General features: G+C 62.2%; 10 protein-coding genes and 1 tRNA gene. 7 read left to right on the top strand and 4 right to left on the bottom strand.

Annotated features, from left to right (window positions below; translation table 11 throughout):
• The 4 genes from Y708_RS25425 to Y708_RS0115035 form a co-directional block, all read left to right on the top strand.
• The coding region (locus tag Y708_RS25425) for a transglycosylase family protein (RefSeq protein WP_162150490.1) at positions 1 to 234 on the top strand (234 nt) is incomplete at its 5' end.
• Between the two features lie 245 nt (positions 235 to 479).
• The gene (gene rsmA / locus Y708_RS25420; RefSeq protein ID WP_051479036.1) at positions 480 to 1,358 is read left to right on the top strand and encodes a 16S rRNA (adenine(1518)-N(6)/adenine(1519)-N(6))-dimethyltransferase RsmA; all 879 of its coding nucleotides are present in this window, start codon (positions 480 to 482) and stop codon (positions 1,356 to 1,358) included.
• Between the two features lie 63 nt (positions 1,359 to 1,421).
• Positions 1,422 to 2,396, top strand: a complete 975-nt coding sequence (locus Y708_RS0115040) for a 4-(cytidine 5'-diphospho)-2-C-methyl-D-erythritol kinase (protein WP_051479035.1) — start codon at positions 1,422 to 1,424, stop codon at positions 2,394 to 2,396.
• Positions 2,397 to 2,441: 45 nt separating this feature from the next.
• Complete coding sequence (locus Y708_RS0115035; protein WP_028280563.1) at positions 2,442 to 4,259, top strand: ABC-F family ATP-binding cassette domain-containing protein; 1,818 nt, start codon at positions 2,442 to 2,444, stop codon at positions 4,257 to 4,259.
• On the opposite strand, the gene Y708_RS0115030 is transcribed toward Y708_RS0115035, so the two are convergent.
• The gene (locus Y708_RS0115030) at positions 4,260 to 4,904 is read right to left on the bottom strand and encodes a TetR/AcrR family transcriptional regulator (protein WP_028280562.1); all 645 of its coding nucleotides are present in this window, start codon (positions 4,902 to 4,904) and stop codon (positions 4,260 to 4,262) included. It abuts the gene before it with no gap.
• A 129-nt stretch (positions 4,905 to 5,033) separates the two neighbouring features.
• Here Y708_RS0115030 and Y708_RS0115025 point away from each other — a divergent pair.
• From Y708_RS0115025 to Y708_RS0115015, 3 genes are all read left to right on the top strand, one after another.
• A tRNA-Gln gene (locus tag Y708_RS0115025) sits at positions 5,034 to 5,105 on the top strand.
• A gap of 105 nt (positions 5,106 to 5,210) precedes the next feature.
• Positions 5,211 to 6,716 carry a bifunctional UDP-N-acetylglucosamine diphosphorylase/glucosamine-1-phosphate N-acetyltransferase GlmU gene (gene glmU / locus Y708_RS0115020; protein WP_028280561.1) on the top strand — a complete coding sequence of 502 codons (1,506 nt, stop codon included), beginning with the start codon at positions 5,211 to 5,213 and terminating at the stop codon, positions 6,714 to 6,716.
• Positions 6,713 to 7,693, top strand: a complete 981-nt coding sequence (locus Y708_RS0115015) for a ribose-phosphate diphosphokinase (protein WP_028280560.1) — start codon at positions 6,713 to 6,715, stop codon at positions 7,691 to 7,693. The genes glmU and Y708_RS0115015 overlap by 4 nt, the downstream gene beginning before the upstream one ends.
• Positions 7,694 to 7,782: 89 nt before the next feature.
• On the opposite strand, the gene Y708_RS0115010 is transcribed toward Y708_RS0115015, so the two are convergent.
• The 3 genes from Y708_RS0115010 to Y708_RS0115000 all read right to left on the bottom strand — a co-directional run bounded on the left by Y708_RS0115010 (position 7,783) and on the right by Y708_RS0115000 (position 11,949).
• A complete protein-coding gene (locus tag Y708_RS0115010; protein ID WP_028280559.1) occupies positions 7,783 to 8,409 on the bottom strand; it encodes an LPXTG cell wall anchor domain-containing protein in 627 nt (208 codons plus the stop codon).
• Positions 8,410 to 8,636: 227 nt separating this feature from the next.
• A complete protein-coding gene (locus Y708_RS25415; protein ID WP_253905834.1) occupies positions 8,637 to 10,100 on the bottom strand; it encodes a DUF4012 domain-containing protein in 1,464 nt (487 codons plus the stop codon).
• Between the two features lie 472 nt (positions 10,101 to 10,572).
• Positions 10,573 to 11,949: a sugar transferase gene (locus Y708_RS0115000; RefSeq protein ID WP_343212980.1), complete on the bottom strand. Its 1,377-nt coding sequence runs from the start codon at positions 11,947 to 11,949 to the stop codon at positions 10,573 to 10,575.
• Between the last annotated feature and the right edge of the window lie 2 nt (positions 11,950 to 11,951).

Raw genomic sequence — 11,951 nt, 5'->3', positions numbered from 1 at the left:
CAGGCCTTGGCCGAGTGCGAGTCGGGCGGCAACTGGTCCATCAACACCGGAAACGGCTACTACGGCGGCCTGCAGTTCAGCGAGTCCAGCTGGCTGGGAGCAGGCGGCGGCAAGTACGCACCACTGCCGCACCTGGCTGCACCCGCAGAGCAGATCGCCACTGCCGAAGTACTGAAGCAAAACGGTGGATGGGGCCACTGGCCGTCATGTTCCGCAAAGCTTGGCCTCGGATAGCTGGCTCACGCACAGGAGAAATCCAGCACAGTGAAAGCGGGCTTCGCCACGACGGCCGGGCCCGCTTTGCGTGCAACCCCGGTGGGATGCTCCCATTTTCAAGCCCAACCCAGTGGGCATGTCCAGACATGCCCACTGAGCCAGTGAGTTCAGTGGGATTTTCCAAGCCCGACGGCGGCACCGGGCTCGCACGGCGGCCCCGAATCTCGACGGCGAACAGCCACACTCCCGGCTACGATGGCTAAGTGAATGACACCGCCAATCCCCAACCGGTCAAAGCCCTGCTCGGGGCCGGGGAAATCCGCCGGCTGGCGGCCGAACTGGACCTCCGCCCCACCAAGACGCTCGGCCAGAACTTTGTGATTGACGGCAACACCATCCGGCGCATAGTCGCTGCGGCGGCCATCAACGAAGACGAGACCGTCCTCGAGGTGGGGCCCGGTCTCGGCTCGCTCACCCTGGGCCTGCTGGATGCGGCGGCAAGGGTTGTCGCCGTCGAAATAGATCCGGTGCTTGCCGCCAAGCTGCCGCAGACGATTGCCCAGTGGCGTCCAGAACGGACAGGCAGCTGCGACGTGGTCCTTGCCGACGCCATGCGGATCACGGAATTGCCCGCGCAACCCACTGCACTGGTGGCCAACCTCCCTTATAACGTTGCCGTTCCCGTGGTGCTGCATCTGCTGGAACGCTTCCCCAGCCTGCGGCACGGCCTGGTGATGGTGCAGGACGAAGTCGCCGACAGGCTCGCCGCACCGCCCGGATCCAAAACCTACGGGGTGCCCTCCGTCAAAGCTGCCTGGTACTCGCAGATGCGCAAGGCCGGGGTGATCGGCATGAACGTGTTCTGGCCGGCACCCAAGATCGCCTCCGGACTGGTGCGGTTTGAACGCCATGACCCGCCGGCCACCACCGCCACCCGGCAGGAGGTCTTCGCCGTCATCGACGCCGCATTCGCGCAACGGCGCAAGACCCTCCGCGCGGCGCTTGCCGGCTGGGCCGGAGGAGCGGTCCTGGCCGAACAGGCGCTGGTGCGTGCCGGCGTCGACCCGTCAGCCCGCGGAGAGGTCCTGGACATCCGTGCCTTCGCCAGGATCGCGGAAGCAAAGAACCCGCTCTCCGCCTAAGAGAGGGAAAAACATGTACGACGTCGTTTCACCCCGGCCGTGCATGTGATCTAAGTTGGACACATGGTTGCAGGGAGAACGGCGGGATTGCACGGCATCGGTCCGCGCGCGGTGCGTGTGAAGGCGCCCGGCAAGATCAACGTGTCCCTGCGCGTGGGCCCGTTGCGTGAGGACGGGTATCACAGCGTGGCGAGCGTGTACCTCGCGGTGTCCCTGTATGAAGAGGTCACGGCACGGGTCACCGAGGACGCTGGCGTCACCGTCACTGTGAACGGCCAGGGAAGCCTGAACCTGCCCCTGGACCAGATTCCGCTGGATGCAAGCAACCTGGCGGCGCGTGCGGCAACCCTGCTCGCCGATCTCAGCGAGACGTCCACCGGCGTCCACCTGGACATCACCAAGCGGGTTCCGGTGGCCGGCGGCATGGGCGGAGGCTCAGCCGACGCAGCCGCTACACTCCTGGCCTGCGACGCCCTGTGGAACAGCGGTTTTTCGCGGGATGAGCTGGCCAAGATCGCGGTGGACCTGGGCGCGGACGTGCCGTTTGCGCTGGTGGGTGGCACCGCCGTCGGGCTCGGTGTGGGTGACCAGCTGACGCCCGCCATTTCGAAGACGCCGCTGCACTGGGTGCTGGTGACGTCGGCGTTTGGTTTGTCCACCCCCGACGTGTACCGCACACTGGATGACCTGAGGACGGCAGGGGGCAACGAACCGCTGGAGCCCCCGGAGATGGATCCCAAGATCCTGGGCGCAATGCGTGCCGGGGATGCGCGCGGCCTGGCGGACCTCCTGCACAATGACCTGCAGCTGGCTGCGCTTGAACTTGCACCGGAACTCAAGGACGTTCTGCAGACGGGCGTTGACGCGGGTGCGCTCGCGGGCATTGTGTCGGGCTCGGGGCCCACCGTCGCCTTCCTGGCCGACGGTGCGGACCACGCCGTCGAAATCGAAGCACTGATCGCATCCACCGGTCTGCAGACCGCCGTGGTCCACGGTCCCGCCCACGGGGCCCGGATTGTCACCGACTTTGTTGCCTGACTGATTTTGCAGGCTCCACCCAACTGAAACGAAAGCAGTACATTCTTGGCACACCTTCTGGGCGCTGAAAACGTCAGCGTCACCTTTGCAACCCGCACCATCCTGGATGGCGTGTCCCTGGGGATCGAGGACGGCGACCGGATTGGCATGGTGGGCCGCAACGGCGACGGCAAGTCCACGCTCATGCGCCTGCTGGCACAGCGGGCAACGCCCGACGACGGCCGCGTCACCCAGCGCCGGGACGTCACCGTTGGCTACCTGGACCAGACGGACGTGCTGGACGGCGACCTCGATGTGGGCGCATCGATCGTGGGGGATCAGGCCGATCACGAGTGGGCGTCCAACCCGAAGATCCGCGATGTCATGGGCGGGCTGGTTGGCGAAGTGGACTGGCACGCCAAGGTCTCCTCCCTTTCCGGTGGCCAGAAGCGCCGGGTGGCGCTGGCCAAGCTGTTGATTGGCGACGACGACGTCATCATGCTTGACGAGCCCACCAACCACCTGGATGTGGAGGGCGTCGCGTGGCTTGCCCGGCACCTGGCGCAGCGCTGGCGGCCATCAGAGAGTGGATTGCTGGTGGTCACCCACGACCGGTGGTTCCTGGACGAGATCTGCACCCGGACCTGGGAGGTCCATGACGGGGTGGTGGACGGCTTCGACGGCGGTTATGCTGCCTACGTGCTGGCGCGTGCCGAGCGCGACAGGATGGACAACGTTGTTGAAGGCAAACGCCAGCAGCTGGTGAAGAAAGAGCTCGCGTGGCTGCGCCGCGGCGCACCTGCCCGCACCGCCAAGCCGAAGTTCCGCATTGAGGCGGCCAACGCGCTGATCGCCGATGTTCCTGAGCCACGCAACTCCCTGGCCCTGAGCAAGATGGCCATGGCCCGCCAGGGCAAGGACGTGCTGGACCTGGAGAACATTTCGCTCACACTGGGTGAGCTGAACCTCTTTGACGGCATCACGCTCCGCCTGGCGCCCGGCCAGCGGCTGGGGCTGGTGGGAGTCAACGGTTCCGGCAAGACCACCCTGCTGCGGCTGCTGAACGGTGACATTGCGCCGACGTCGGGCAGGCTTAAGCGGGGCAAAACCGTTCAGACGGCCGTTCTTTCGCAGGAAGTGCGTGAACTGGATGACGTGAACCATCTCCGGGTCACCGAGGTGATTGAGCAGGAGAAGCGGGTTTTCAGTGTGGGAGGCCGCGAGCTGTCGGCCAGTCAGCTGGTGGAGCAGCTCGGCTTCACCAATCAGCGCCAGTGGACGCCGGTGCGTGATCTTTCGGGTGGTGAGCGGCGGCGGCTGCAGCTGCTCCGGCTGTTGGTGGGAGAACCCAATGTGCTGATGCTCGATGAGCCCACCAACGATCTTGACACCGATACCCTCGCCGCAATCGAGGATGTGCTGGACGGCTGGCCGGGGACGCTCGTAGTGGTGTCGCACGACAGGTACCTGCTGGAACGGGTCACCGACACGCAGATGGCGCTGCTGGGCGACGGCAAGCTGCGGGACCTGCCACGCGGCGTTGACCAGTATCTGGAACTGCGGCGGGGAATGCCCGCTGGCGGGATGCTGCAGGACGGCGGGGCTGCACCACTGGCGGCGTCCGGTGAGACCGGCGGGGGCAACGGCCCCTCGTCGGAGGAAACCCGGCAGGCGAAGAAGGACCTGACCCGTATTGAACGTCAGATCTCCAAGGCGGCAGCGCTGGCGGAGAAGGTGCAGAAGGAAATGAACGACGCCGGTGAGGCCGGGGACATTGATTTTGATCGGATGGCGGCGCTGAACTCGAAACTGCGCGCGACGCAGGGGGAGCAGGAGCGGCTTGAAGAGGAGTGGCTGGTGGCGGCGGACGTGCTGGGGAAGTAGTCAGCGGTCAATCTGCAGGGTGGGCTCGGGGGAGAGGTTTTGCAGGCCGTTCCAGGCCAGGTTGACCAGGTGGGCTGCAACGGCTTTCTTATCGGGGCTGCGTTCGTCCAGCCACCACTGTCCGGTCATGGCGACCATACCCACCAGCATCTGTGCGTAGATGGCGCCGTCCTGGGAGTTGAAGCCGCGGCGGGCAAACTCGTCCACCATGATGTGTTCCACGCGGGCGGCGATGCTGGACAGCAGGGTGGAGAAGGCGCCTTCCGGCTGGGATGGGGGAGCGTCGCGCATGAGGATGCGGAAGCCGTCGGTACTGTTTTCGATGTAGTCGAGCAGGGCCAGGGCGGCGCGTTCCAGCAGTTCCCGCGATCCCACAGAGCCTGCCAGCGCAGTAGAGACTCCGCGGAGCAGGATGTGGAACTCAACGTCCACCACCTGTGTGTACAGCGCTTCCTTGCTGCCGAAGTGCTCGTAGATCACGGGCTTTGAGACGCCGGCGGCTGCGGCGATTTCCTCGATGGTGGTGCCGTCCAGACCGCGCAGCGCAAACAGTCCGCGGGCGACGTCGATCAACTGGGCCCGACGCTGTGGTCCGGTCATGCGCAGCCGGGCAATGGCTGGGCCGGCGTCCGGGCGTGAAGTCATTACTTCATCCTACGGGCGGGCCGGTGGGAGGGAGTTTGCAGACTGCCGCTCAAGTCGCAGGATAAGGCCCGCTCATGGCAAACTAGATAGTCGCGTGTCCGGACAGGAAACTGACCCGTTTCAACGCGGTCCGCCCTGGTGTAATGGCAGCACCCCAGCCTTTGGAGCTGTGGAGTATAGGTTCGAATCCTATGGGCGGAACGGTGGGATATCCCACTGCACGTTGAATTGCACGCGGCTAGGATTTGCATACGGCGTGGCCCAACCGGCCAGTCGCCCAACAACAGGCAAGGAGCGGCCCCCTTCGTGAGCCCACAGAATCCCGTCGGTAGCCCAGCACACACCCTCCAGCAACCGGCGGCGGTCATCGTCCTCGCAGCAGGCGCCGGTACGCGGATGAAATCCCGTACACCGAAAATCCTTCACACCCTTGGCGGCACGTCGATGGTTGGCCACGCACTCGCTGCGGCCCGCGGCCTGAGCCCGCAGCAACTAGCAGTGGTTGTAAGGCATGAGCGGGACGTCGTTGCTGCCCATGTGTCCGGGTTGGATTCCGACGCCACGATCGTTGACCAGGACGATACTCCGGGCACCGGACGCGCAGTTCAGGTGGCCCTTGACGCTCTGGACAGCGGCGCGGCCGGCGAGCTGCTGGGGACCGTGGTAGTTACCTACGGGGACGTTCCGCTGCTCACAGCTGAAACCCTTCAAGAACTTGTGCGGACGCACGAGGACGAATCCAACGCCGTTACCGTGCTCACGGCAGTCCTCGACGACGCAACCGGCTACGGCAGGATTGTCCGCGCCGTCGACGAGACCGTCATGGGCATCGTGGAGCACAAGGACGCTACGGAGGAACAGCGCGGCATCCGCGAGATCAACTCCGGCATCTACGCGTTCGACGCCGCAACCCTCAGATCCGCCCTCAAACAGGTGGACTCCAACAACTCGCAGGGCGAAATGTACCTGACGGATGTCCTGTCCATCTCCCGCAGCGGTGGAGGCCGCGTAGCAGCCCAGGTCTCCGGGGACCGCTGGCAGGTTGAAGGGGCTAACGACCGCGTCCAGCTTGCCGCGCTCGGCGCTGAACTCAACCGCCGCACACTGGAGCGATTGATGCGCGCAGGCGTCACAGTCGTGGATCCTGCCACGACATGGATTGATGTCGGCGTGGAGTTGGCTGAGGACGTGACCATCCAGCCGGGAACGCAGCTTCACGGGGCCACACGGGTGGCACGGGATGCCGTCGTGGGTCCTGACTCAACCCTGACCGATGTGGTGATTGAGGAAGGCGCCAAGGTGGTGCGCACGCACGGGTCCGGAGCGCGGATCGGTGCCGGTGCATCGGTGGGCCCGTTCACCTACCTTCGGCCGGGTACGGTGCTGGGCGCTGACGGCAAGATCGGTGCGTTCTACGAGACAAAGAACGTCACGATCGGGCGCGGGTCGAAATTGTCGCACCTCGGGTACGCCGGCGATGCTGAGATCGGCGAGGACACCAACATCGGGTGCGGCAACATCACAGCCAACTACGACGGCGTCAACAAGCACCGGACGGTCATCGGCAGCAACGTGCGCACCAGCTCCAACACGGTCTTTGTTGCCCCTGTGACGGTGGGTGACGGCGCCTACACCGGAGCCGGAGCAGTGGTCCGCAAGGACGTGCCTGCGGGAGCGCTGGCGATCAGTGTGGCGCCGCAGCGCAACACCGAGGGCTGGGTCATCGAGAAGAGGCCAGGATCCGCCGCCGCGAAGGCTGCCACTGAAGCTGCACAAAACACCAACTCCACCGAGGAAAGCGACCGTTCATGAGCGAAATCACTGCACGCGGAGAAAAGAAGCTGGTCCTCGCGTCCGGCCGGGCGCACCCGGAGCTGGCGGAGGAAATTGCCTCGGTGCTGGACACCGAGCTGCTGCCGATCTCAGCGTATGACTTCGCCAACGGTGAGATCTACGTCCGGTCCGGTGAGAGTGTCCGCGGCACCGACGTCTTCGTCATCCAGGCGCACCCTTGGCCTCTGAACAACTGGTTAATGGAACAGCTGATCATGATCGATTCACTGAAGCGGGCTTCCGCCAAGCGCATCACCGTGGTCTCACCGTTCTACCCCTACGCCCGGCAGGACAAGAAGGGTCGCGGCCGCGAGCCGATCTCAGCCCGCCTGGTGGCGGACCTGTACAAGACGGCCGGCGCTAACCGGCTCATGTCCGTGGATCTGCACACCTCTCAGATCCAGGGCTTCTTTGACGGACCGGTGGATCATCTCATGGCTATTCCGCTGCTCGCGGACTATATCCGCACCCGGGTCGACGCGGACAACGTCACGGTTGTTTCACCCGACACCGGGCGTGTGCGCGTGGCCGAACAGTGGGCCGAGCGGCTGGGTGGAGCGCCGTTGGCGTTCGTACACAAGAGCCGTGATCTCACGGTTCCTAACCAGGCAGTATCCAAGCAGGTGGTGGGCCAGGTGGAAGGCCGCACCTGTGTGCTGATTGACGACATGATCGACACTGGCGGAACAATCTCCGGCGCCGTCCAAGTGTTGAAAAACGCTGGGGCCAAAGACGTGATTATCGCGGCCACCCATGCTGTGTTCTCCGACCCGGCCGCGCGCCGCCTGTCGGAATCGGGCGCCCGCGAGGTGGTGGTCACCAACACGCTGCCCATTTCGTCGGAGAAAAGGTTCCCACAGCTGACTGTGCTGTCGATCGCTCCGCTGATTGCCCGGGCTATCCGCGAGGTGTTTGACGACGGTTCGGTGACCAGCCTGTTTGACGGCAATGCCTAGCTTCTGAGGACCATCAGCACATAAAGGTAGGGCCCGGAGCCACTGGTTCCGGGCCATACCTTTACATTCAGAGCTGTACGTTCTGGAGACTATGCTTCTACAGCTGCCTTGCGGCGTGCAACAACAACGCTTGCCGCGCCGAGGCCCAGAGCGCCGAGGCCAGCAGCACCCCAAAGGAGCATGCCGGAATCCAGACCGGTGTCGGCAAGGCCGCCACCGGTCTGGACTCCGGCATCGCCTGAACCGGAGCCCGAGCCACCGGCGACTGGTGTGCCGGCGAGCGAAGCATCGACAACTACCTGCACCGAGACCGTGTTACCCGACTCTGCGCCGACCGCGGTCAGGGTGTAAGTGCCTTCTTCTTCAAGTGAAACAGGGAAGGAGAAGTTGCCGTTGGCGTCGGCAGTCGTTGTTTCGGTGAGAACTGTCGTTGCCATGAGGATCGGTCCACCGATGGACATGCCCACACCACCTGCTCCGCCGCCCATTGCTGCGGGCTGTGAGGCTGGCTCAAAGGTCACGGTGATGTTGATGCTCTCGCCTGGAAGGAATGATGATCCGCTAAAAATAACGGTTTCGCCGGGCGCAACGGTTCCTTCGCTAACGGTGCCTTGGGATCCTCCGGGTACGTAGGATGGGTCCTGCGCGTTAGCCGCTCCGGCGCTGAAAAGGACCAGCGACGCAGTGATCGCTAGGACGGACGCGAATTTTTTCATTATGACTCCCCAATAAAAGGTTCTCGACGTGCGATGATATTTTGATTAGTGCGTTGAGACACCGCGCACAACCGCAATTGGTCGCTAATGCGTTGTGATCCCCAGAGACTGCTTAGAAATGCCCCGTTACTGACGTGACAGGAGTTACACCTGTTCAACCACTCCGCACCTACGCTAACACCTCTATCCGCGTTTCGTGAAGTCCTGCGCCGTATGTAACACAACGTTTACCCTCCAGACCGACAGCTGACGTCCCGTTGCATCGGGAGTACCATTTCTTCAGCGGACTGAATGGTCGGTGTCACCGCCAAATGCGGCTCGGATTCTTGGACCACCTTGGAGAAGTCGATCTCCACCGTCGCCGATTCGCCCGGCCCCAGTTCCGTGGTGACTACCCCTACTGGTCTACTCGCGTGTACAAAGGAACCGAGTGGGACCTCTTCGCCGTTGATGCGGGCGGAAAGCAGCAATGACTGTGCAGGTCCGTAGGCAATGTGATTCGTCTTTATCCGCCCCGGCTCTACTCCGAACACGCCGCCCCCCGTCACGTAACGCGGTAACGATACCGCGGCGTCGTCCGGTGCGGTATTAGTCAGAGTTTCTTTCAGTGTGAACTGCGAGTAGCCGTCAACCTGACAGGTTTGGATTAGTTGCGCAGTGCGTCGAACGTAATAGTCCATCTTGGCGCCTGTGCCGTCATTGAAATACAGACCGAACGATGCGCCGCCCACGGACGCACCAGTTGCTGCGCCCGCCAACGCGGTCAGACCAATCACGTCCTGCTCATCAGAATGATTAGACCAGACGTAGAGACGGTTCTGCTCGGAGCTCGCGACGATTGACTGAATCAGCTGGTCACTCTCGCCCTGCCCCGAGGCGAGAGCACTAAACACTTCGCCTGCTACAGCCGCGAAGTAGTCATCTTGGAGCGATGGCTCTTCGATTTCTGAATAAACATTGGAGAGCAGCGTTTCCACAACGTTGTCCGTCGCGAGCGCGGCGGGCAGATCCGTTTGTGAGATCAGTTCCTGCACCAACGGATCCTCAAGTTCTACTGGGCCAGTCGCGTTCAGGATGTTGGCGAGAACTACCGGATCAATCGCCACCACGCCGTCAATGGTGGGGCCCATATTGCGTGCTTCCCACATAGCCTTCGCCGTCATTGCCGCAGTGGGGAAGTCGGGTGTCAGGTTGACATCCTGCACGTAAATTCCCAGTCGCTCTGTGTAGATTCGTTCCTGTTCCGGATCCACCGTGAGAGGCGGTCTGAAGGCATCGATGTCGCCTGCGCTCCCTTGAGCAGCTAATTCGATTACGCCATCATCTGCCCGGATGACGGCTAGAGCGCCAGAGATTCCTCCCGTAGCCCTCACCTCCGCACTGTTCTGGATAAGTATGAGATAGTTCCGCGGACCGTTTGCCCCCAGCATCGACGGAAGCACCTCTGCGGCAGACGAAACTGAATTCAATGCAACACTCGCTTCGCTGAGCCCGGCTTTCACTTCCCCTAGGGGAAGTGAAACCTCGGGCAACAGCGGAGTGCTGTCTATGGCTGCCAGACGGGCATAGGAGAGTTGCACCGTGTTGGCCGCCGTTGTCAGGCCAGGGGAGGCTTCCTGTAGGGGACCCAACTCGATTCGACCGTCGCTGGGTGTGAGCGCGTCCCAGTTTAGACTATTAAATGTTTCCACTAGGGGAGCTACCGCGCGACTAGCTACATCGTCTGCTGACATCGCAATCTCGGCTACGGCAGAAAAGTTCGCACCAACAAGCGGTAGCATCGCCGCAGCTTTCCACACTGGATCGGTACTGGCTGAGCGTGCCTGCGCCGTACTCTCCTCTAGATCGGCGAGCGTTGCTTGCGCCGCGGACCCTTCACCGGCGACTAGTTGGGCCTGAAGCGTGGGAAGTAGTGCCATGCTGGCCTCGAGGTTGGTCTTGATCTGATCAGCTCTGTACGCCAGCCATGCCGCGCTCAACGCCGCGACCAATATTAAAATGGCGACCACAAGCGCGACGTGTATAGCGATACCGCGGCGTTTACGCTCGACGTGTCGTCGTTCTTTCCCATCCTTCTCATTGACGCCGACTGAGGATCGTGGACTCAGGGGGCTGGTTTTCCTCATACGTTGAGGCTCTCTCGCACAGACATTCTGGTGTTCATTAGAAGGCCCCGTCACGCTGAAAAACGGCCCGGAAGGTTTTTAGAAGGATGGCAATGTCCCCGGAAAGGGACCAATTTTCTACGTAGTATAGGTCAAGTCGCACTGTGTCCTCCCAAGAGAGCAGGGAACGTCCGCTCACTTGCCATAATCCGGTCATTCCCGGCCGGACGAGTAGCCTTCGGTGCACATGGGCGTCATACTTTTCAACTTCAGATGCAAGTGGCGGCCGAGGACCGACTAGGCTCATTGACCCACCGAGCACGTTGAATAGCTGAGGTAGTTCATCCAGGCTGTACTGCCGGATGACCCGACCAAGCTTTGTAACTCGAGGGTCTTGCTGAATTTTGAAGAGGACCCCATTACCTTCGTTCAAAGAGATCATGTCTGCTAGCCGTTTCTCCGCGTCAACTACCATTGACCTAAACTTGAGCATATGGAACGTTTTGCCTCCGGTCCCAACTCGTTCTTGCCTGAAAAACACGGGCCCGTTGCTATCTAGTCGGACAAGAGCGGCGAGGCAGATCAACATTGGTGAGAGCAATACGATAATGACCAGAGCGCCCACCAGGTCGAAACTGCGCTTTAGGAAGCGCTGTCCTTTTTCGAGATTTGGTGTCGAAACATGAATAAGGGGCAGCCCGGCGACCGGTTGGGTGTGTATGCGCGGGCCAGCCACATCAGTAAGCGCGGGGGCCATGATCAGTCTGATGTTAAGATCGCTAAGTGCCCACCCTAGGGCCCGAATTGTCCGGGGTGGCAACTGGACACCACTTGATAGCGCGACGGCGTCTGGGGCGAAATCCCGAATGTGGCCCACAATAGTGTCGGCGTCAGTGTCGTGCCCAATGGTAGGCAGGGCGAGATCTTGGGCGACGGTTGTACCAGTCACGGTGCCGGGTAGATATGCTCCAACTGGGAGGTAACCCGCCATCGGCTGCCGCAAGAAGGACCGGGTGAGGTGCTCGACACTGCTCGGGCCTCCCACTATTAGAACCTTCAGGGAACTTCTTCCTGACTTGCGTTCAATATGAAGGAACCTGCGTATTAGAAGTCGGGCAACGAGAAGCGCTGCGATGCCAGATGGCAGCGCCACTCCCACGTAGCCGCGCGCAGTATCAATCTGCAACGAATAGGACAATATGGCGACAACGCCAAAGAGCCAAAATGAAGCGTTGATGACCCTTTTATACTCTTCAGTGCCATATCCGAGAACCCGCGGCTCGCGGCTGCCCCAGAGTGACAGCATGCACCACCACAGGACGGTAAGGATCAGCGAGACGTAAACATATGGGACACCTGAGGTCAGGATGAGCGTTTCGCTCTGGCCAGACCCAAACCGCACGATTAGAGCCCCCGCCGTAGCCCAGAGGATCACGC

The sequence above is a fragment of the Arthrobacter sp. H5 genome (assembly GCF_000520595.1).
Taxonomy (GTDB): domain Bacteria; phylum Actinomycetota; class Actinomycetes; order Actinomycetales; family Micrococcaceae; genus Arthrobacter_D.
This window is presented reverse-complemented; position numbering and strand designations above follow the sequence as displayed.